Source organism: Geodermatophilus aquaeductus (assembly GCF_900182545.1).
GTDB classification, from domain to species: domain Bacteria; phylum Actinomycetota; class Actinomycetes; order Mycobacteriales; family Geodermatophilaceae; genus Geodermatophilus; species Geodermatophilus aquaeductus.
Genome location: NZ_FXTJ01000004.1, coordinates 350,905 through 372,100 on the forward strand (window position 1 = coordinate 350,905; position 21,196 = coordinate 372,100).

The following is a 21,196-nucleotide window of genomic DNA, read 5'->3' on the forward strand; positions in this document are numbered from 1 at the left end:
CGGCGCGCCGCGGTCAGCCGGGCTGGTGCCGTCCCCGGCGCCGGCCCGGCAGCGCTGAACCCAGGACGGCGGCGACCAGGAGGAGGACCACGCCACCGGTCAGGCCGACGGCGAAACCCCGGGTCAGTGCCTCCTCCGCCGGCCCGGGTGCGCTGGCCGTCCACGAGCTGGCCACGGCGACCAGTGCGGCCAGGCCCACCGCGCTGCCCACCTGCCTGGCGGTGCTGAGCAGGCCCGAGGCGAGTCCGGCCCGCTCCACACCCAGCCCCGAGGTGGCCGTGATGGTCAGGGGCAGGCCGGCGACGCCGAACCCCGTCATCGCCAGCACCATCGGGAGCAGGACGTCGGACGCGTATGAGCCCTCGACGTCGATGCGGGACAGCCAGGCGAGAGCGACCGCCGACAGCAGGGTGCCCGCCACGAAGACCCCTCGGGGACCGAGCCGGTCCATGAGGCGCGGGGCCAGTTGCGCGCCGACGGCGATGCCGAGCCCGGTCGGCGCGAGGGCGAGCCCGGCGGTGAGTGGGTCGAGGCCCTGCACCTGCTGCAGGTAGAGGACGAGGAAGAACATCATCGCGGGGAGGACGCCGCCGACGAGTGCCGCGAGCCCGTTGGCCACCGTCACCGGCCGGACGCGCAGGACCGCCAGGGGGACGACCGGTTCCGGGACCCGCCGCTCCACCACGACGAAGACGACGAGCGCCGCACCGGCCCCACCGAGGCAGGCCAGGGCCGGCACCGAGAGCCAGCCCCGCTCCTCCCCCAGGATCACCGCCGAGACGAGCAGCGCCGTCGCGGCGGTCACCGACACCGAACCCGGCAGGTCCAGTCGGCCGCGGACGTGCCCCGCCGGGCGGGCGGCCAGTGCACCGGCCGCCGCGACCACGAGGACCGCACCCAGGGGGATGTTGACGAACAGCACCCACCGCCAGCTCAGCAGACCGGTCAGGACACCGCCGATGACGCCACCCAGGGCCCCGCCTGTGGCGGCTGCCGCGGTCAGCAGCCCGAGGGCGCGGGCCTTCGCCCGCGGATCAGGGAAGCCCGTGGTGACCAGGCTCAGCGTCGTCGGCACGAGCACCGCTCCCCCGACGCCCTGCACGAAGCGGGCCGCGACCAGCTGCCAGCCCTCCTGGGCCAGGCCGCCGGCCAGGCTGGCCACGGAGAAGAGCACCAGCCCGGCGAGGAACGCCCGCCGACGGCCCCAGAGGTCCCCGACCCGGCCGCCGAGCAGCAGGAACCCGGCGAAGGTGAGGGTGTAGCTGCTCACCACCCACTGCAGGCCGGTCGCGGAGAGCCCGAGACTCGTCTGCATCGACGGGAGCGCGACGTTGACGATCGAGGTGTCGAGGACGCAGATGAACTGCGCCGCGCACGCCACCGCGAGGACCAGCGCCGGACGCCGCACCTCGCCGGTGCGCGTGCCGCCGGGAGCGGGGGACTCGGCGAGGTCCTCCTGCTGCGGGATGGCCGCGCTCACTACTTGAACGTGTCCTCGAAGTCGGTGTACGGCAGCGGCGGCACCGGGTCGAGCGTCTGTGCCCTGTCGTTGGCGTACGGGTGGTACTCGGTCTCCACCGGCTCGTCGACCTGCGGCAGGAAGACCGGGACCCCGTCGTCGCCGAACCAGGCCAGCTGCGAGTCGTGGCTCTCCTGGTTGTCCGCGGCGAAGGAGATCCAGTCGCGGTTGAACGGCGCCCGGGCGACCTCGTAGCAGCGGAAGTGCCAGATCCGCCACTCGCCGTCCTGCTTGACGAAGTCGACGCCGTACTTGCACCAGACCCAGTGCGCCCAGACCGGCTTGCCGTCGACGTCCCCGCCGGAGAGGACCCACGGGGGGACGTTCCGCGCGACCTCGGGGTCCATGAGGCCGGACTCGAGGCCGGCCATGATCCAGATGCCCTTCGCGGTCTGCCCGTCCGCGCCGACCTCGATGACCGGAGTGCTCGCGTAGTGGAAGAGCAGCTTGCCGATCGGGCGGGGACGGCCCCGGTGGTAGGCGGTCACCGACTCGTAGGTCGTGTAGCGGCCGACGTTGTTGTAGCGCGACCACATGCCCGGCGTGCCCGGCTGCGCCCAGAGCTCGGCGATGATCCGCTCGTCCTCGTAGGCGTTGTGGTAGTGCATGTAGCGGTTGAAGACGTTGTCCACCGCGCCGCGGTCGGCCGCGCGGGTGGCCTCCCGGCGCGTCTGCTCCAGCTGCTGCTGCAGCTCCTCGACGCGGCGCGCGAGGGCCTCGACGGAGATCTCCGTGGTGGTCATGTCAGCTCCTGTCTGCTCAGGTGGGTCGATCCGGAGGTCGTCACTGGCTCGCCACGCCGGCCACCGCCGGGGTCCCGGCGAGGTCGGCCGCCAGCGCCCGGGCCGCCCGGATCGCCAGCGCGACGCTGGTGAGCGTCGGGTTGCACGAGTTGGCCGTGGGGATGAGCCCGTTGCCGGCCAGCACGAGGCCGGGGACGCCCCAGACCCGGGAGAACGGGTCGCAGACGCTCGTGCCGTCGTCGACCGGGCCCATGCGGACCGTGCCCATGTAGTGCAGCGAACTGCCGGCCGGCATCACCTTCGGCATCCCGTCGAGGAACTCGCCGAGCGCGGCGGCCACCCGGGCCTGGTGCACGCGGGCGCGGGCGAACTCGGCATCCTCGCGCTCGGTGAGCGCGTAGGCGATGCGGATGCCCGGCAGCCCGTGCTCGTCGGGCCGGTCGTCCTCGAAGGTCAACCGGTCCTCGGGACGGGGCCACTTGCGGATTCCCCAGCCCATGCCCACGTAGCCGGCCGGGTTGTCCCGGAACCGGCTGCCCTCGCGCAGGGGCGCCGGCGAGACCGGGTTCCACATCAGCTGGGCGTGGTAGGGGTGCCGCTCCTCGTCGAAGCCGACGGACACGATGGCCCGGATCGGGTCGACCGGCGCCGTCGGGTCCTCCCGCTCAGGCACCAGGTCGGGCCGCACGGCGACCACGCCGAACAGCAGCGGGTGCTCGGTGAGATAGCGGCCGAGCGCGGCGGGCCGGATGCCGGAGGCCCAGAGCAGCTGCGGCGTGCGGAGGGCGTCGGCGGCGACCACCACCGCGTCGGCGCGCACCTCCTCCTCGTCCCCGGTGCGCAGGTCGCGGAGCACGGCACCCACGACCCGGTCACCCTCGCGCACCAGCCGGACGCACAGGGTCTGCGACCGGAGGGTGAACCGCTCGTCGTCGGGGACGCCGTCGAGGACGACGTCGGTGCCGCTCCAGCGCAGTGAGCCGTCCGGTCGCGGATCGGCCGCCACCGGCAGCGGTCGCACGGTGATGCCGTCGGGGGCGAGCTCGGCGCGGACCGCCTCCAGGATGGCCGAGGCCTGCGGCGCTCCCTCGAAGCTCGGCCGGTGGACGTGCAGCACCCCCTCGGCCTCGGTGACCAGTTCCTCCCACTCGGCCTCGTCGAGGAACGGGATCCGCTCGCTGCCGACCGGCCGCGGGGTGGCGCAGGTCCAGTGCACCCCCTGGCCGCCGACGCACGTGGCGCCCGCGGCCGCGGGCATACCCGGGGAGCCCTCGGCGGCCGTGCCGATCAGGTGGGTGCCCTGCCGCGCGGTGATGGTGCCCTCGACGACGACGCCGCCGGGGATGCCCGACACCCCGCTCTCGGTGGAGGGTCCCTGGGACGCCAGCCGGGCGGCCGCCTGCTCCGCGGGGTCGGGGATGTTCTTCACGTTCATGCCGGCCGGGCGGCTGACCACGGGCCCGGCCTCGACCATGAGGACCGAGACGTCGGCCAGGTGCTCGAGCAGGACCCGGGCATGGGTGGCGCCGGTGGGTCCGCTGCCGATCACGAGGATCCGGGGGGTCATGCGTGCGCCTCCTCGGCGACGGGGGCCATCTGGGCGACCAGGGCCCGGGCGGTGAGCACGCCGAACGCGACGGCGGTGAGGGTGGGGTTGCAGGCGGTCGCGGTCGGGATGACGTTGTTGCCCCCGACGTGCAGGTTCGCCGTCCCCCACACCCGTCCGGTGGGGTCGCAGACGCTGCTGCCGTCGTCGGACGTGCCCATCCGGGTGGTGCCGAGGTAGTGCAGGGAGCTGCCGGCCGGCATGAGGAACGGCTCGCCCAGCGGCCGGCCCAGCGCCTCGGCGGCGCCGCGGATCTCGGCCGTGGCCTGCGCGATGGTCGCGCGGTCGGCGTCCGAGAGGCGGTAGTCGATCCGGATCGCCGGGAGGCCGTGCTCGTCGGTCGCGGTGTCGTCGAACCACACGCGGTTGTCGGGTGAGAGCTCCTTGCGGCAGAACCAGCCCAGCCCGACGACCTGCCCGGGCCGCACCGTCACGCCCGGGTCGAGCGGCACCGGGGAGGCGTCCATCTGCATGACCTGGCCGTGGAAGGGACGGTCGGCCGCGTAGGGCACCCAGGAGACCCCGGAGACCGGCACGATCGCACCGCCGCCCGGCGCCGCGGCGGACGAGCGCGGCAGGTCCACGTCGACGGGCGCGCCGGCGGCCACGTACCGCTCGTCGAGCACGGACGCGGCCATGACCTGTGGGTGCTCGGTGAGATAGCGGCCGAGCGCCGTCGGCCGGATGCCGGAGGCCCACAGCAGCTGCGGCGTGCGGAAGGCGTCGGCGGCGACGACGACGGCGCGGGCGGCGACCGTGTCCCGGGCACCGGTGGCCAGGGCGACGACCTCCACGCCGGTGGCCCGGTCGCCGTCGAGCAGGACGCGGCGCACCAGCGTGCGCGTGCGGAGGGTGACCTGCGGCCGGTCCCACAGGTCACCGGCGACGACCGCCGGGCCGGTCCAGTGCAGCGCGCCGTCCTCCCCCACGCTCACCGCGACCGGCATGGCGCCGACGGGGCGGCGCCCGGGCCGGTCGAACAGCTCGCCGAGCACCCGCTGGACCGCGCCGGTCAATGGCGCCCGGTCGAAGGCGTGCGTGGTGACGGCGAGCAGCTCCTCGGCCCGGGTGAGCGCGGCGTCGAGCACCGCCGGGTCGACGCAGTCGGGGACCTCGTCGTCGGCGGGCCGCGGGCAGGCCGCCGTCCAGTGGGCGCCCATCCCGCCGACGTTGGTGGAGATCGCGGCGTTGGGCATGTCCGCGGACCCCACCAGGACGGTGCCCGGCCGCGCCGCCGTGCCGCCGGGCAGCGCTGCCGGGCCCCCGGCCAGCGCTGCCAGGGCGGCGTCGCGGGCCGCGACGTCGGCGATGTTCTTGACGTGGCCGCCGGGCACCTCGCCGACGACCGCGCCGGCCTCCACGACGAGGACCTGCAGGGAGGGATCGAGGTCGGTGAGCTCCCGGGCGACGGCGGTGCCGACGGGTCCCGAGCCCACCACGACGACGTCGTACGAGGCGCTCATCGGGCGGCCACCGCTGGTTCGGCCTCGAGCAGCCGCTTGAGCATGTCGTGCTGCGACCGGATCTGGTCGAAGGCGCTGTACCGGTCGCTGTAGGCGTGCGCCTCGTACTCGCTGGAGACGAACCCGGTGTAGCCCTGCTCGCGCAGGACGCGCGCGACGGCCGGCCAGTCGATCGACGGGTCGGTGAGGCCGTCCGGGCCGTCGACGATCCCGTAGAACTTGCCGTGCACGTGCACGACGTGGGGGAAGAACTCGGCCCACCGCTCGGGCGCCATCCGCCCGTGCATCGTGAACAGCATCCGGAGGTTGCCCAGCTGCGCCGGGGTCGCGCCGGCCTCGGCGGCGCGCCGCTCGAGCTCGGGGAACTTCGCCATCGTCGGCCCGGGCTCGGCCCACAGCTCCTTGGTCAGCGCGGTGAGCTCCGGGGAGATGCCGGCGACGCGGTGGGCGTCGTCGACGGCGTCGGGGACCGCCCGCATGCTCGCGCTCATGTCGGGGATGAAGCCCAGCCACGGGGTGTCCAGCCGGGTGAACAGCTCCTTGAGCGCGGCGACCGGCGGCGCCTCGATGGTCAGCGGGGCGTGGATCTCCACGCCGACCTTGACGCCGAGCTGCTCGGCGAGCGGCAGCAGCCGGGTCATGATCTCCGGGCCGCACTCGATGCCCACCCGGACGGCGGGGAAGCCGAGCGCCGCGGCGCCGCGCACCTGGACGGCGACGTACTCGTACGCCTCGTCGTCGGACAGCAGCCGGCCGGGGTAGAGCCCCAGGTCGAGGTTGATCGCCAGGCAGGACGGGGTGAGCCCGGAGGCGTCGATCACGCCGCGGACCTCGCGGACGGCGTCGTCGTCGAGGCGCGGCCAGCCGCGCAGGCTCTGGAAGGCGACCATCTCCAGCCCGGGACCGAGGTCGCGGGCGGCGACCTCGGCGACCAGGCTGGCGAGGTCCCGGCCGGGCCTGCGCTGCTCGAGGGTGAGGCTGAACAGGGTGGTGCCGAGGCGGGGCAGCCCCGGCGCGGTGTCCGTCACGTGCGTGCTCCCGCCGCGGTCAGGGTCTTGTCGGTGGCACTGGGCGCCACCAGGGGCACCCGGTCCGGGCCGGTGAGGATGTAGGGGATCGACAGGCCCAGCAGCAACTGGACCCGGTGCTCGCGGCCGGGCGCCGTCTCGACGGGGACGTGCAGCACGAGCGGGTCGGTGGTGAACCAGTACTCGTCGCCGGCCTCTGCCAGCCCGGAGAAGGGGTGGCGGGTGCCGTTGACCGTGACCGACAGCTCCGCCGGGTCGATCCGGCGTCCGTCGACGGTGAGGTCGACGCGGGCCAGCGAGGGCAGCGGCAGCGCGCGGTACCAGTGCGAGTAGACGGCGATGTCGAGGCCGTCGGCCGTGGCGGTGAGCGAGTCGGCGCGGACGACCTGGTCGTCGAGGGGTCCCATGGCGTGTCCTCTCAGGCGGCGAGCGTCAGGCGCTTGGTGTCGCGGCCGCCGCCGGGCACCGGCATGTAGGAGATCCGCAGCCGCACGGCGACGGCGACCTCGTGCTCGCCGGGCGTGAGCGGCTCGTCGGTCTCGAACGCGAGCTGCGCCCGCTCCCCCATCTCCCAGCGGTCGTCGGTGGTGTGCGGCAGCTGGTCGAAGCGGTAGGTGCGGCCGTGCACCGTGAACGTGGTGCGTGCCGGCGGCACGGGCCGGCCGTCGAGGACGAGGTCGACGGCCTCGACCATCGACAGCGTCAGGCCGCGGTAGTAGGGCATCCGTACCTCCACGACGCCGCCGGTGCGGCCGTCGTCGAGGGCGCGGAAGCCCTCCTCGCAGACGATGTAGCGGTCGAACATCAGGCGTCCTCTCCGGTGGTCTCGCCGAGCAGGCGGGCGAACATGGCGTGCTGGCGGCGGACCTGCTCGACGCTGTCCACGGGGAAGGCGTCCTGGATGTGACGGTTGCCCTCGTACTCGCTGGACAGGTAGCCGTCGAAGCCGCCCTCGACGAACACCGGGACGATCCGGTCGTAGGGGATCGAGTACTCGACCTCGGCCCCCGTCGCCTCGTCCAGGGTCATCTCGTAGAACTTCGCCTGGACGTGCCCGATGAGGGGCATGTGCTCGAGCATCGCCTTGGGCTCGGACCAGATGTAGTGCGTCGCCTGGCGGGCCAGGCCGAAGTCCACCGGGCCGCCGCCGCGGTAGTTGACGACGTCCGTGAGCGCGTGCGTGTCGCCGTGGTCGTCGTAGGTCTTGACGATGTAGTCGACGAGCTCGGGCTTGGCGCCGTCGCGCAGCGCCCGCTCGCTGACCACCCGCGGGAAGCGCTCGACGTAGGTGCCCATGTCGGGCATGAGGCCCAGCGCCGGCGACCCGGTGCGGTACATGACCTCGAGGTGCTCGAGGATCCACGGGTGCCCGTAGTGGAAGGGCGCGTGCACCTCGAGCAGGAGCCGGACGCCCTGCTCCTCCGCGTAGGGGGCCGCCTCCTCCATGACCTCCGGCGGGGTGTTGATGATCGCCCGGACCACGGTCGCCCCCAGCCGGACGGCGATGTCGACGTCGCGGCAGACCGAGGCGACCTGCTCCTCCTGGCTGAGCCAGCGGTCGGGGTGCAGCTTGGTGTCGAGGAACAGGTCGGTGGCGACCGGCGTCGTGCCGTACTTCTCCATCCAGGCCGACCAGTCCGCGAGGAACTCGTCGCTGACGTGCGGGAAGCCCGGGATCATCTGCTCGGGGATGAGCTCGATCCCCGTGGCGCCGATCTCGCCGGCCACGCGGATGCAGTCCTCGACGGACATGGTGCGGAGGAAGTACTCCTCCTGGAACGAGTAGAGGCTCACGCCCCGCTTGATCTGGTGTGCCGGTGCGCTCACGGGGTCCTCCCGGTCAGGCGGTCGCCGCGACCAGGCGCGGCGACTGCGGGGCGATGGCCTGTCCGGTGGACAGGTCGAAGAAGTGCAGGGCCGACGGCGGGATCGCGAACTCCGCGCGGCCGCCCTCGCGCACGGCCGTGCTGCCGGGCAGCCGCGCGTGCAGCACCGAGCCGCGGCCCAGCGTGCGCAGCTCCTCGGCGGCCGCCTGGTCGATGTCGGCGGCGATCTCCAGCGTCGCCTCGGTGACCACGGGGTCGGCGTCGACGCGGAGGTGGACGAGCTTCTCCGGCGGCAGGTTCTCCACGAGGTCGACGTCGGCGATCAGGCGCGGCCAGGACGGGTCGGCGGTGGCGACGTCGCGCAGTGCCTCCGGCCGGAGGCCGAGGGCCACCGGCGTCGCGTCGGCGCCGGCCAGGGCCGGGTAGGTGTCGAGAGCGCCGGCCGGGAGCGCCAGCCGCTGGGAGCCGAGGACGAGCGTGTGACCGGCCGGAGTCCGGGTGACCGTGGCGCTCAGGACGTTCATCGGCGGGGCGCCGATGAACTCGGCGACGAAGAGGTTGGCCGGGGCCTCGTACAGCTCGTCCGGGGTCCCGAGCTGCTGCAGCACGCCCTTGCGCAGGATGGCGATGCGGTCGCCCATCGTCATGGCCTCGACCTGGTCGTGGGTGACGTAGAGGGTGGTGGTGCGGTACTCGCGCTGCAGGCTGCGGATCTCCGCGCGCATCTGACCGCGCAGCTTGGCGTCGAGGTTGGACAGCGGCTCGTCCATGAGGAAGGCCTGCGGCTGGCGCACGATGGCCCGCCCCATCGCCACCCGCTGCCGCTGGCCGCCCGAGAGCGCCTTCGGCTTGCGGTGCAGCAGCTCCGTGAGGCCGAGCGACTCGGCCGCCCGGTCCACCCGCTCCTTGACCTCGCTCTTCGCGACGTTGGCGCACAGCAGCGGGAAGGCGATGTTCTCCCGCACCGACATGTGCGGGTAGAGCGCGTAGTTCTGGAAGACCATGGCGATGTCGCGCTGCGAGGGGTGCACCTCGTTGACCACCCGGTCGCCGATCAGGAGCCGTCCGTCGGAGATCTCCTCCAGGCCGGCGGCCATGCGCAGCGCCGTCGTCTTGCCGCACCCCGAGGGGCCGACGAGGACGAGGAACTCCCCGTCCTGGATGGACAGGTCGAGCTCGGAGACGGCCTGCGTCCCGTCCGGGTACCGCTTGGTGATGCGGTCGTACGTGATCGATGCCATGACTGCTCCTGCTGCGGGGTCGGGGGGTCAGGACGGGCTGTCGGCGGGGGCGGGCTTCCGTGGGTCCACCCAGTGCGGGAGGTCCCAGGGCCGGGCGAGGGCCGCGCGGAGCCGGCCGGCGAGCTCGGCGCCGTCCGGCAGGGGTGAGCTGCGCCCGTCCTCGCGGGCGTAGACGCGGCAGGTGAGGGCCGGCGGGGTGGCGACGGGGAACAGGTCGCGCCGGCCGACCTGGAACGTCGGCGACCCGGGGAAGGCGAGCTGGGTGGCCTCCTCGCGGGTGCGGACCTCCCGCTCCACGACGCGCACCTCGTCCCGGCCGAGGCCGGCGAGGGTCTGGCGGAGCAGGTCGGCCGCCCGGTCGTGGGTCGGGCAGCCCGCCCACCAGAGCAGCTCCACGCGCCACGTGACCGAGCAGCCGGCAGGAGAGGTCAGCGGCCGGGCCACGTCCCGTCCGGCGAGGACGTCCTCCAGGGCTTCCCGCAGCCACGCGGCGTCCTGGGCGGGGTCGTCGTGGTCGGCGTCGGGGGCGCCGTGGTAGCGGACGAGCCCGGCCCGGTCGACGACGAAGACCTCCGGGGTGGCCGTCGCCCCGTAGGCCTGCCCGACGGCCTGGTCGGCGTCGCGCAGGAAGGGACCGGCGAGCTCGCCGGCGGCGACGCGCCGGCGCATGCCCTCGAGCGAGTCCTCGGGGTGGTCGGCGTCGTCGTTGCTGACGACCTGCAGGAAGGCGACGTCGCGGGAGGCGTGGTCCCGGGCCACGGCCTGGAGGCGATCGTGCCACGCCAGGGCGAAGGGGCAGCCGCTCGACGTGAACACGACGACGGTGGCCTCGTGCGCCGCGGGCTGCAGGCCGATCGGCGACCCGTCGGTGTCCGGGAGGGTGAACCGCGGTGCCGGGTTCCCCACCGTCAGCCGCCCGGTGCCGACGCGGGTGTGGTCCTGCTCGAGCACGGGATCCTCCTCTGCCGAGTGGTTGGTGGCTTGCACCACATACTTCTTCCGAAGAGCGGAGGAAGTCAATCGTGCGGTGCCTGTTCCGGCTGATGCCACGCATCAGCCGCGCGGATGGGTGGGGCCGGCCTCCTCCGCCGTTTCCGGCAGGGAGAGCTCGCCGGCTACTTGATGCCGCCGGCGAAGCCCTGGATGAATCGCTTCTGCGCGAAGAGGTAGAAGGCCAGGATCGGGATCATCGAGATGATCACGATGGCGAAGATCTTGTTCCAGGCGGAGACCAGCGACCCGACGTAGTAGTACATCGAGACCGTCAGCGTCTGACTGTCCGAGCCGCCGAGGAAGATCAGTGCGGAGAAGAAGTCGTTCCAGACGATCAGGCCGGTGAGGATCGCGACGGTCCCTGTAGCCGGGGCCATGAGCGGCAGGACGACGCGGAAGAACACCCGGGCCGGGCTCGCGCCGTCCAGCGCCGCCGCCTCCTCGTAGTCCCGGGGCAGGTTGCGGAAGAAGCCCGCGTAGAGGAAGACCGCCAGCGGCATGAGGGTCCCGACGTAGAGGACGATCATCCCCCAGACCGAGCCGACCAGGCCGAGCTGGCGGGCGCCGATGTAGAGCGGGATGAGCCCGAGCTGGGTCGGCAGGACGATCGCGACGAGGAACAGGTAGAACGCGACGCTCCCCCAGCGCGCCGTCGTACGGGCCAGCACGTAGGCGGCCAGCGAGCCGAAGGCGACCAGGCCGGCGATGCTGCCCACGGTGATGACCACGCTGTGGAACAGGCCCATCAGGATGTTCGAGTCACCGCCGGCGGTCAGCACCTCGGTGAAGTTCTCGATCGTCGGCCGGCTCGGCGGGGTCGAGGATCCGGTGGTGAGCAGTTCCTCGTCCGGCTTGAGCGCGTTGATGACGAGGAAGTAGAACGGCAGCAGGGTCAGCAGCGCGACGGCCCAGACCAGCGCCTCGCGCAGCGCGGTCGCCTTGGTGTATCGGAACATGGCACGGATCCCTTACGACCGGTCCTTGGTGGCAGCCTGCTGCAGCACCGAGAAGACGAGCATGATGAGGGTCAGGAGCAGCGCGAGCGCGGCACCGAAGCCGAAGTTGCTCAGCGCGAAGGTCTCCTTGTAGACCTGTGTGGCGAGGGTCTCGGTGGCTCCGGCCGGACCGCCGCCGGTGAGGGCCATGACCTGGTCGAACACCCGCAGTCCCTGGATGAGCATGAGCGTCGACGCGATCGCCACCGACGGGCGGATCGAGGGCAGCGTGATGTGGCGGAAGCGCCGCCACGTGCTGGCGCCGTCGAGGGCCGCGGCCTCCTCGATCTCCATGGGCACGGTGGCCAGCCCGGCCAGGTAGATCACCATGACCATCCCGGTCGTCTGCCAGGACATGACGACGAGCACCGCCCACAGCGCCAGCGTCGGGTCGGCCAGCCACGTCCTCGGCTCCGCGCCGAACCAGGCGAGCACGCCGTTGAGCGGGCCGTTGAAGTCGAAGATGAACTTCCAGATGTAGGAGACCGCCAGCGGACTCAGCACCACCGGCATGAAGAACAGCACCCGGAGCACGTAGCGCGTCTTCAGCGACCGGTTGAGCGCCAGGGCCAGGAGGAGGCCGAAGACGTTCGTGGCGATCAGGAAGCCGAAGGCGAGGAACAGGGTGTTCTTCAGGGACCCGATCAGCGCCGGGTCCTCGAGGATGCGGCGGAAGTTGTCGAGGCCGACGAAGTCGAAGTCGCCGATCCCCGTCCAGTTCGTGAAGGCGTAGAACGCCCCGCCGGCCGTCGCGACGTAGTGGATGAGGAGCACGGCCAGGACGGCCGGCAGCGCCCACCACCAGCGCCCGTAGGAGATCAGGGGCCGGCTGCGCCGGGGGCGGGCGGGCTGCCCGCCCCCGGCGGCCGGGGCCGTCCCCCGGACCAGCGCACCGGTGTCCTGCGGAGTGCCCATGGTTGCGGTCATCGTCAGTCCCTCGGTGCGGTCCGGAGGTGCGGTGGGGAGATCGTGTCCGGGCTCAGCCGGCCCGGGTCACTGGTCCCAGGCCTGATCGATGCCCTCGAGCACCGACTGGACGTCGCCCTGGCCGGCGAGCAGGCCCTGGACGCCGGTCGACAGCGCGTCGTAGACGCCCGGGTTGGGCCACGCCAGGTTCGGCAGCGGCGCGTAGTCGCCGTTCTCGAGCAGGTCGGCGACCGGCTCGTAGACCGGCGAGAGGTTCTCGTCCGGGCCGGTGATGGCGACCCCGCCCTGCAGCTCGGTGAAGCGGGCGGCGTTCTCCGGCTCGGCCATCCAGGCGAGGAAGTCCTGCGCGGCCTCCTTGGCGCCCTCGTCGGACGAGGCGTTGATCGACAGCGCGTAGTTCGGGCTGGCGAGCAGGTACGACTCACCGCCGTCGGCCGGGGGGAACGGCTGCACCTGCAGCTCGAGGCCCGGGGTGGCCTTGGCCAGCTCGGTGGCCGCGGCACCGGGGACGAAGGCGCCCAGCGAGGTGCCCTGGGTGAGGCCCTGGGTGATGGCGTCGAACCCGCCGCCGGCCGCGCCCTGCTGGAAGCAGCCGGCCTCGTTCATGTCGACGATGGTCTGCAGCGTGGCCTGCCAGCCCTCGCTGTCGGCGAAGCTGACGTCACCGGCCGTCCGCTGCTCGTTCCAGTCCGGCGTCTCGGCGTAGACCCGGGTGGCCGAGATGGCCATCGCCATGAGGCCCATGTTCGGCGGCGCGGACCCCGCGACGGCCAGGAAGGACTTCCCGTCCTCGGCGAGGGTGCCGCAGGCGTCGAGCATGGCGGACTCGTCGGCGGGGACGTCCACGCCGGTGTCGGACGCGGCACCGGTGTTCCAGACCACGCCGACGGGGATGATGTCGGTCGGCTGGGCGTAGGTCTTGCCGTCGATCTGGAACAGCGACTCGTTGCCCTCGGGGATGAGGGACGCCGACTCGTCGCCGAGCTCCTCGATGTAGCCGGCCTCGGCCAGCGGTAGCACGGCGTTGGCGTTGCCGGCACCGGGCGAGAACATCATGACGTCGGGGGCGTTGCCGCCCTGCAGCTGCGTGCGCATCGTCAGGCCGTAGCTGTCCGGGGGCAGGCCCTGCGTCTCGATCTGGACGCCGGACTCCTCGGCGTACTCGTCGGCCAGGAGCTGCCAGGGGTTCTGCTGTCCGCCGGAGGCGTTCTCGAAGGCGAACGTGAAGCTGTCCGCGGATCCGCTGGAGCCGTCCGAGCCGCTGGCCTCGTCCCCACCGCCACAGGCGGCGAGCGTCAGCGCGCTCAGTGCCGGAACGGCGGCGAGGACGCCGATGCGGCGGAGCCCCCGGTGGCGGTGCTGGGTCATGTGGATGCCTTTCGGAGCGGGTCCGGCGACCGGACGACGACTGCGACGGTGGGTCCGAGCACCACGTCCGGCCTGTGATCCGTTCACGTGATGGCAACCACATACTTCTGCCAGTCTGCGGAAGAAGTCAATGCAACCGGGACGCAACCTCGCTGATGCGCGGCATCAGCCCTGCTGATGACCTGGACCACACTGCGGCCGGCCGAATTCCGGGGCGACGGGGTCCGGGTCAGGCGGGGAGACGCACCTCGGCGGACGCGACCTCGGGGAGCCCCGAGGGGGACCCGTGCGCCAGCCACAGCGGCAGCCGGGCGGGTGAGAAGACGTTGTCGAGCACCAGGTGGACCGCGCCGGCGAGACCGGCGGCCTCCCCCAGCGTCGACGGCTCGATGCGCAGCGTGCGGGTGGCCAGCGGCAGAGAGCGCCGGTAGACCGACTCCCGGATCGCCGCGAGGACGTGGTCCCCGGCGTGGACGACACCGCCCCCGAGGACGACGAGTCCGGGGTTGTAGAAGCTCACGAGGGTGGCCAGCGTGGCGCCCACCAGACGTCCTGCCCGGGCCAGCACGGCCCGTGCCGCCGGGTCGCCGCGCTCCGCCGCGGCCGTCACGTCGGCTGCCGTCAGACTCCCGCGGGCGGCGAGCAACTCGGCCAGGACCGGGCTGCTCCCGCCCTCGGCCAGCCGACGCCCCTCCCGGGCGAGTGCGTCACCGCCGGCCACGGCCTCCAGGCAGCCGACGTTGCCGCACCGGCAGACGACCGTGTCGGCCTCGGCGACCGCGACGTGTCCGACGTCGCCGGCGCACCCGTTCACCCCGCGGTGGACCCGCCCCCCGGAGACCAGGCCCGCGCCGATGCCGGTGCCGATCTTGACGTAGAGCAGGTCACCCACCGCGGCGGCGGCCGGGTTGGCGCGCAGCTCCCCGAGGGCCAGCACGTTGACGTCGTTGTCCACCCACACCGGCGCACCGAAACGGGCGGACAGCCGCTCACGGATCGGGTGGCCGTCCCAGCCGGGCATGATCGGCGGGGCGACGGGGCGGGAGGTGGCGAACTCCACGGGACCGGGGACGCCGATCCCGACGCCCCACACCGGAGGCGGGTCGTCCAGAGCGTCGAGGAGCACGGTGAGCAGGTGCTCGGCCCGCCCGAGCACGACATCGGGCCCGTCGGAGACGTCGATCGGCTCGCGGACCTCCGTCAGCACCGCGCCGGTGAGATCGGCCAGGCCCACCGCCATGCCGGTCGCCCCGATGTCGACTCCGGCGACGAGCCCCGCGGCGGCCCGCAGACGCAGCAGGCGTGGGGCCCGCCCGCCGTTGGACGGCGCGCGCCCGTCCTGGACGACGAGCCCGGCCCCTTCCAGCCGGGCCACCCGCTGGGCGACCACCGTCCTGCCGAGTCCCAGCCGCCGCGCGATCTGCGTCTGGGTCACGCCGGCGCCGGCGCGGATGGCCTCCAGGACCGCGACCAGTCCGTCCGTCCGCTCACCGGCCATGGCCCGCCGCACCTCCATCGCGCCGTGCGCGCTCCGGTACGGAGAGTAGACCGACTTTGGTCGGTTCGCGGAAGAAGTCGCCGGAGTGCAGGACGGCGCCGGCTCAGGCCGGCAGGCCCTGCTCCTCGACCAATGACTGCGCCGCCCCGACCGCCCGGGCGTCGAGCACCCTCGGCAGGTGCTCGGGACTGAAGAGCTCGCCGAGTGCGAACTCCACGGCTCCGGTGATCCCGGCGATCTCCTGGTCGAACGCCGACGGCTCGACGCGCAGGTCCCGGGTCACCGCCGGCAGCGCCGACCGGTAGATCTCCTCGCGGATCGCCGCCAGCACGTGGGCGCGCGCCCGGGCGATGCCGCCGCCGACGACCACCAGATCAGGGTCGAACACGTTGACCAGCGTCGCCAGGCTGCGCCCCAGCAGCACCGCCGCCCGGTGCAGCAGGGCCCGGGCGGCCGCGTCGCCGAAACCGGCTGCCTCGGTGACGTCGCTCGGACGGATCCGACCCGTTCGTTCGAGGACGTCGGCGAGTGCCGGGCTCTGCCCGGTCTCGGCGAGCAGCCGCCCGTCCCGCGCCAGCGCCGCGCCACCGGCAACCGCATCGAGGCAGCCGGTCTTGCCGCAGCGGCAGACGACGTCACCCGCGCCCGGTACGGGGACGTGGTCGATGGCGCCCGCGAGACCGTGCGCCCCCCGGTGGATGCGGCCGCCCACGACCACCGCCGCGCCGATGCCGTAGCCCCCGCCCAGGTAGACCATGTGCTGGGACCGCGCGGCAACCGGGTTCACCCTCCGCTCCCCCAGGGCCGAGAGGTTCGTGCGGTTGTCCATCCACACGGGGACCCCGAAGCGGTCGGTCAGCCGCTGGCGGGTCGGATGACGACTCCACTCGGGCATGGTCGGCAGGGCGGCGGGACCGCCGTCGGCGTAGGCCACCGGTCCCGGCATGCCGATCCCGAACGACCACAGGCTCCGGTGGGCGCCGACCCCCTCGACGAGCTCGCCGGCCAGCTCCTCGACCGCGCCCACCACGGCGTCCGGCCCGTCGACGACGTCGATCTCCCGGTGGCGGGTGTCCAACAGGTTCCCCGCGAGGTCCGCCACCCCGACCACGAGCTCGTTGGTGGCGATGTCGGCCCCCAGCACGTACCCGGCCTCGGCGTGGAGCCGCAGCCGGCGCGGCGCCCGGCCCCCGGTGGAGGGCCCGAACCCGTCCGAGACGACCAGGCCGGCCGCCTCCAGCTCAGCCACGCGCTGCGCCACCACACTCCGGCCGAGGCCCACCCGCTCGACGATCATCGGCTGGGTGGTGTCCGCCGAGCCGCGGATGGCGCCGAGCACAGCCGCGAGCCCCGCATAGCGATCGATCGGCACGTCTGGGTCTCCTTCAGGCCGGTGTCGACCACCATCATCCTGCGGCGGCGGCAGCGCGCGACCCCCACGCCACCGGATCGTCCCGACGGGTCACCCCGCCGGGCGGGATCGCCGGTCCCCGCGCCCCCGTGCTGCCACAGGCGGCACGGATCCCCCGCACCGTCGCCCCGGCGCGCTGCCGTCGGCCACTGTCCCGGCAGGGAGGCGCCTGGCATGGTTGGGCAGAGGTGCTCCCGTCGAGCAGGCGCGGGACCCTCGTCCGTGGCGGAGGCCCCGATGACACGCCTGCCCGTGCCCTGGCGGCTGGTCCTCGTGGTGGCCGCCTGCTACGCCGCGGGGTCGCTGTCCTCCTTCCTACTCTTCGCCTCCTCGAGCACGGGCGCGGTCCTGTTCCTGCCGGCCGGGGTCACCCTCTCCGCGCTGGTCCTCACCGACCGGCGCAGGTGGCCGTGGATCCTGGCCACCGCCGCGCTCGTCGAGCTGGTCGTCGACCGCAGCCAGGGCATCGGCCCCGTCGCGGTGTGGGGGTTCGTCCTGGCCAACACGGCCGAGCCCCTGGTCGGCGCGAGCCTGCTGCGCCGGTTCGCCCCCTCCCCCGACCTCAGCCGCCGCCGGGACCTGGGCGCCTTCCTGCTCTGCGGCGTGCTGGCCGGCCCGCTCGTGGGCGCGCTCGTCGGCTCGGTGACCATCCACGTGTCGCAGGGCCCGGACGTCCTCGACGGTCTCCTGCCGTTCTGGGCGGGTGACGGTCTCGGCGCGCTCACCGTGGGCGGCGCCGTGCTGACCTGGCGGCTCGACCGCGGCCGGTCCGGCGCCCCCGGCCCGCTCCTGCGGGCGGTGCTCCTGCTGCTGACCGCCGTGGTGACCGCGGCCGTCTTCTGGCCGGACGCCGTCCCCCTGGCCTACCTGACGCTGCCGTGGCTGTTCTGGCTGGCCGTCCGGTACGGGGTCGCCGTCGTCACCGAGGCCGGGCTGGTGGTCGCGGTCACCGCCAACGTGATGACCGTGCTGGGGCGCGGCCCGTGGGCCCGGCTCAGCGACTCGCCGCGCATGGAGGCCGCCGTCCTGCAGGTGTTCATCGCCGTGGCGGTCCTCGGCGCCTGGCTGCTGGCCGTGGAGATCGCCGAGCGCGAGCGCGCCCGGGGGGCGTCCCGGCGGGAGACCGCCGCCCGGCGCCGGGTGGAGGCACTGCAGGAGGTGACCGCCGGCCTGGCCACCGCGGCGACCACCGACGCGATCGCCGAGGTGCTGGTCCGCTCCGGCATCGGCCTGCTCGCCGACGCCGGCGCCGTCGGGATCACCACCGCCGACGGCACCCGGCTGCGCGTCTGGACGACGTCCGGGCAGGTGGGCGACCTGCCGCTGGACGACCTCTCGGCACTGGCGACCGCCGCGCGACGCCACGCCCCGGTGCGGTCCTGGTCGCCCTCCGCGCTGGCGGTGCCGGCCCGGGCCGCCGGCCGGACGTTCGGGGCCCTGGAGTTCCGGTTCGCCGACGAGGCCGCGGTCGACGACGACGGAGCCGCGATGGCCCGCACGCTGGCCGAGCTCATGGCGCCGGCGCTGCACCGGGCGCGGCTGTACGAGGAGGAGCGGGAGGCGGCCCACCAGCTGCAGCGGGCGTTCCTGCCGGCCGTGCCCGACGAGCTGCCCGGGGTGGGGTTCGCCGGCTGCTACCTCCCGGCCGACCAGCAGCACGACATCGGCGGTGACTGGTACGACGCCTTCCCGCTGCCCGGCGGCCGGGTCGGGTTCGCCGTCGGCGACGTCGTCGGGCACGACCTGCGGGCCGCGGCCGCGATGGGGCGGCTGCACGCGGCGCTGCGCGTCCTGGCCTGCGAGCTGCACGAGGGGCCGGCCGCGGTCCTCGAGGCGCTGGACCGGGCGTCGTCGGCGATCCCCGGCGCGGCGCTGGCCACCATCGGCTACGGCGAGTACGACCCGGTCACCGGCCGGCTCTGCTACGCCTGCGCCGGCCACCCGCCGCCGCTGCTGGTCACCGGCTCCTCCGCCGGGTACCTCGCCGGCGGCCGGTCCCGGCCGCTCGCCACCGCCACGGGACCCCGCCCGCAGGCCACGGTCGACGTCCCGCCCGGGTCGATGCTGGTCTGGTACTCCGACGGGCTCGTCGAGCGCCGCGACGACGACCTCGACGCCGGGCTCGACCGGCTGGCGGCGGTCGCCTCCGGGCTCGACGGTGCCGACCCCCGGGTCTGGTGCGACACCGTGCTGCACGAGCTGACCGCCGGACAACGGCTGCGCGACGACGTCGTGGTCGTCTGCCTGCGGATGCAGTCCCCCGCATCCGCCGCCGTCCTGCTCCCGGTGCGGGCGGCCGTGGTCCCGTCCCTGCCCGGCTGACCGCGGCGTGCGGTTCCGGCGCCGCGTCAGGGAGCCTGCGGCCCCGCGCGGAGGGCCGTTGTCCGGCGTCCCGCCAGGGAGGAGGCTCGACCGGTGCGGCGGTGCCGCAGGGGCGTCGCCGCCGGTCCGAGAGGAGGGCGTCATGTACGCCCGATCCACCACCATCGCCGGGACCCCCGGCTCCCTCGACGACGCCATCGCCTACGTGCGGGACGAGGTCTGGCCGGCCGTGCGGGACATGGACGGCTGCGTCGGCCTGTCGATGATGTGCGACCGCGAGAGCGGCCGGTGCATCGCGACGTCGGCCTGGGAGGACCAGCAGTCGATGCGGGCCAGCGCCGATCGCGTCGCGCCGATGCGCCAGCGCCTGATGGACACCTTCGGGGCCGGCGAGGACCTCGAGGTGCAGGAGTGGGAGATCGCCGTCCTGCACCGCGAGCACGCGGCTGGGGACGGCGCCTGCGCCCGGATCACCTGGACCCGCGCCGACCCGACGACGGTCGACCAGGTGCTCGACATGTACCGCACCAGCCTGATGCCGCGGATCCAGGAGATGCCCGGGTTCTGCAGCCTCAGCCTGCTGATCGACCGCGAGAACGGGCGCGCCGTCGGCACCGTCGTCCTCGACGGCCGCACGCACCTGGAGGAGACGCGCGAACAGGCGCGCACCCTGCGCGAGGAGGCAGTCAGGATCATGGGCATCGACGTCCTCGACGTCGCCGAGATGGAGGTCGTCCTCGCCCACCTGCGGGTACCCGAGACCGTCTGACCCCCGCTGGGGACCGGCGCCGTTCCCGAGCCCGTCGGAGCGGCCCGGCCCGTCGGGCGGACGGTGCCATCCTGGACGCGATGACCCCTCCCCTCGCCGTCCTCGTGCACGGCCTCTGGCACGGCGCCTGGTGCTGGGACGACGTCCGGGCCGCGCTGTCGGCCCGCGGCGTCGACAGCGTCGCCGTCGACCTGCCCCTCACCGACCTCGCCGCCGACACCGCGGCCGTGCGCGCCGCGCTGGACGCCGCCGGCCGGCCCGCCGTGCTGGTCGGGCACTCCTACGGCGGCGCGGTGGTCACCGCGGCCGGCGCGCACCCGCTGGTCCGCGAGCTGGTCTACGTCGCCGCCTTCCAGCTCGACGACGGCGAGTCGGTGAGCCGCACCCGGTTCGCCGACCTGCCCGACACCCGCCTGGCCGAGGCGATGGTGGTCGACGGCGACGAGGTCGGGCTGGACCCGGTGCTCGGCGCGCGGCTGCTCTACGGCGACGCCCCGGCCGACGTCACCGCGGCGGCCGTGGCACGCCTGCGCCCGGTCGGCCGGCGGGTGTTCCGCGGCGTCCCGGAGGCGATCGCCTGGCGCAGCGTGCCCTCGACCTCCGTCGTCTGCACCGCCGACGAGGTCGTGCACCCGGAGCGTCAGCGGGCGATGGCCGCGCGCGCCACGCGCACCGTGGAGTGGGTGTGCGGCCACAGTCCGCTGGCCACCCGCCCCGACGCGGTCGCCGGCGTGGTCGCGGGGCGTGTCGCCGCCGTGGCCGCGGAGCCCGGTCAGCCGGGGGCGGCGCCCAGCAGGTAGCGCACCGCCGTCTCGCCCAGGTCGGCGACGAACCGCTCGTCGTCCACCGGGACCGGCGTGGCGAAGGCGGGGCCGTAGGCGACCCGGATGACCGACGTGGCGAACACCGTGCCGAAGACCGAGCGGACGGCGGCCTCCGGGTCCTCGTGCCCGATCTCGGCACGCGCCCGCAGCACCACCCGCGCGAAGCCCTCCCCGAGCTCCTCGCCGTACCGCGACCCCCGGCGCCGGACCTCCTCGTGGGCCGCCGACACCAGCACGACCGCCTGCAGGAAGCGCGCGTGGCGCAGGGAGACGCCCACCATCTCCGCGACCGCGCCGCGCACCAGGTCCGCCGCGGCGAGCCCGTCCCAGCGCGCGTCGTCGGCGAAGACCTCCTGGCCGGCCCGCAGCCGGGCGATGCCGTGCTCGTACACGGCCAGGAACAGCGCGTCCTTGGTGTCGACCCGCGCGTACAGGGCGCGCGGCGCCACGCCGGCGCGCTCGCAGACCGCCGCGATGGTGAACGCGTCGTAGCCGCCGTCCTCGAGCAGCGCGACCCCGGCGTCGAGCACCCGGTTCCAGGCCTCCCGGCTGCGCCGCTGCAGCGGCGGCCGGACCTCCAGCGACGTCTCCGCGGCGGCACTCACGGACCCATGCTCCCGCCCTCCCCGGCCGGCCGGCGGACGCGGTCCTTGACACGGCGGT

At 74.2% G+C, this 21,196-nt stretch carries 19 protein-coding genes; 3 read left to right on the top strand and 16 right to left on the bottom strand.

The window, feature by feature from the left end; translation table 11 throughout:
- Positions 1-13: 13 nt before the first annotated feature.
- The 15 genes from FN207_RS12955 to FN207_RS13025 all read right to left on the bottom strand — a co-directional run bounded on the left by FN207_RS12955 (position 14) and on the right by FN207_RS13025 (position 16,579).
- Positions 14-1,480 carry an MFS transporter gene (locus FN207_RS12955; RefSeq protein WP_246066024.1) on the bottom strand — a complete coding sequence of 489 codons (1,467 nt, stop codon included), beginning with the start codon at positions 1,478-1,480 and terminating at the stop codon, positions 14-16.
- Positions 1,480-2,262, bottom strand: a complete 783-nt coding sequence (locus FN207_RS12960) for a nuclear transport factor 2 family protein (protein ID WP_142458905.1) — start codon at positions 2,260-2,262, stop codon at positions 1,480-1,482. The genes FN207_RS12955 and FN207_RS12960 overlap by 1 nt, the downstream gene beginning before the upstream one ends.
- A gap of 40 nt (positions 2,263-2,302) precedes the next feature.
- Complete coding sequence (locus FN207_RS12965; RefSeq protein WP_142458906.1) at positions 2,303-3,829, bottom strand: GMC oxidoreductase; 1,527 nt, start codon at positions 3,827-3,829, stop codon at positions 2,303-2,305.
- Entirely contained in the window at positions 3,826-5,331 is a 1,506-nt protein-coding gene (locus FN207_RS12970) for a GMC oxidoreductase (protein WP_142458907.1), read from the bottom strand. Before FN207_RS12970 ends, FN207_RS12965 begins: the two co-directional genes overlap by 4 nt.
- Positions 5,328-6,359 carry a sugar phosphate isomerase/epimerase family protein gene (locus FN207_RS12975; RefSeq protein ID WP_142458908.1) on the bottom strand — a complete coding sequence of 344 codons (1,032 nt, stop codon included), beginning with the start codon at positions 6,357-6,359 and terminating at the stop codon, positions 5,328-5,330. The genes FN207_RS12970 and FN207_RS12975 overlap by 4 nt, the downstream gene beginning before the upstream one ends.
- Positions 6,356-6,766 carry a C-glycoside deglycosidase beta subunit domain-containing protein gene (locus tag FN207_RS12980; RefSeq protein ID WP_142458909.1) on the bottom strand — a complete coding sequence of 137 codons (411 nt, stop codon included), beginning with the start codon at positions 6,764-6,766 and terminating at the stop codon, positions 6,356-6,358. The genes FN207_RS12975 and FN207_RS12980 overlap by 4 nt, the downstream gene beginning before the upstream one ends.
- A gap of 11 nt (positions 6,767-6,777) precedes the next feature.
- A complete protein-coding gene (locus tag FN207_RS12985) occupies positions 6,778-7,164 on the bottom strand; it encodes a C-glycoside deglycosidase beta subunit domain-containing protein (RefSeq protein WP_142458910.1) in 387 nt (128 codons plus the stop codon).
- Positions 7,164-8,186, bottom strand: a complete 1,023-nt coding sequence (locus FN207_RS12990; RefSeq protein WP_142458911.1) for a sugar phosphate isomerase/epimerase family protein — start codon at positions 8,184-8,186, stop codon at positions 7,164-7,166. Before FN207_RS12990 ends, FN207_RS12985 begins: the two co-directional genes overlap by 1 nt.
- 13 nt (positions 8,187-8,199) lie before the next feature.
- Complete coding sequence (locus FN207_RS12995) at positions 8,200-9,426, bottom strand: ABC transporter ATP-binding protein (protein WP_142458912.1); 1,227 nt, start codon at positions 9,424-9,426, stop codon at positions 8,200-8,202.
- A 27-nt stretch (positions 9,427-9,453) separates the two neighbouring features.
- Positions 9,454-10,377 carry a thioredoxin family protein gene (locus tag FN207_RS13000; RefSeq protein ID WP_185938319.1) on the bottom strand — a complete coding sequence of 308 codons (924 nt, stop codon included), beginning with the start codon at positions 10,375-10,377 and terminating at the stop codon, positions 9,454-9,456.
- Positions 10,378-10,541: 164 nt separating this feature from the next.
- Entirely contained in the window at positions 10,542-11,375 is an 834-nt protein-coding gene (locus tag FN207_RS13005) for a carbohydrate ABC transporter permease (RefSeq protein ID WP_142458914.1), read from the bottom strand.
- A gap of 12 nt (positions 11,376-11,387) precedes the next feature.
- A complete protein-coding gene (locus tag FN207_RS13010; protein ID WP_221888174.1) occupies positions 11,388-12,329 on the bottom strand; it encodes a carbohydrate ABC transporter permease in 942 nt (313 codons plus the stop codon).
- A gap of 78 nt (positions 12,330-12,407) precedes the next feature.
- Entirely contained in the window at positions 12,408-13,709 is a 1,302-nt protein-coding gene (locus FN207_RS13015; protein WP_142458916.1) for an ABC transporter substrate-binding protein, read from the bottom strand.
- 229 nt (positions 13,710-13,938) lie between these two features.
- A complete protein-coding gene (locus tag FN207_RS13020; protein WP_142458917.1) occupies positions 13,939-15,207 on the bottom strand; it encodes an ROK family transcriptional regulator in 1,269 nt (422 codons plus the stop codon).
- Positions 15,208-15,310: 103 nt separating this feature from the next.
- Complete coding sequence (locus FN207_RS13025) at positions 15,311-16,579, bottom strand: ROK family transcriptional regulator (protein ID WP_142458918.1); 1,269 nt, start codon at positions 16,577-16,579, stop codon at positions 15,311-15,313.
- 276 nt (positions 16,580-16,855) lie between these two features.
- Here FN207_RS13025 and FN207_RS13030 point away from each other — a divergent pair, with 276 nt between their 5' ends.
- From FN207_RS13030 to FN207_RS13040, 3 genes are all read left to right on the top strand, one after another.
- Complete coding sequence (locus FN207_RS13030; protein ID WP_185938320.1) at positions 16,856-18,940, top strand: SpoIIE family protein phosphatase; 2,085 nt, start codon at positions 16,856-16,858, stop codon at positions 18,938-18,940.
- A gap of 142 nt (positions 18,941-19,082) precedes the next feature.
- The gene (locus FN207_RS13035; protein WP_142458920.1) at positions 19,083-19,709 is read left to right on the top strand and encodes an antibiotic biosynthesis monooxygenase; all 627 of its coding nucleotides are present in this window, start codon (positions 19,083-19,085) and stop codon (positions 19,707-19,709) included.
- 80 nt (positions 19,710-19,789) lie between these two features.
- Positions 19,790-20,509: an alpha/beta fold hydrolase gene (locus FN207_RS13040; protein ID WP_142458921.1), complete on the top strand. Its 720-nt coding sequence runs from the start codon at positions 19,790-19,792 to the stop codon at positions 20,507-20,509.
- On the opposite strand, the gene FN207_RS13045 is transcribed toward FN207_RS13040, so the two are convergent.
- Positions 20,482-21,138, bottom strand: coding sequence for a TetR/AcrR family transcriptional regulator (locus FN207_RS13045; RefSeq protein WP_246066026.1), 657 nt, complete (start codon positions 21,136-21,138; stop codon positions 20,482-20,484). The genes FN207_RS13040 and FN207_RS13045 overlap by 28 nt on opposite strands.
- Positions 21,139-21,196 lie beyond the last annotated feature (58 nt).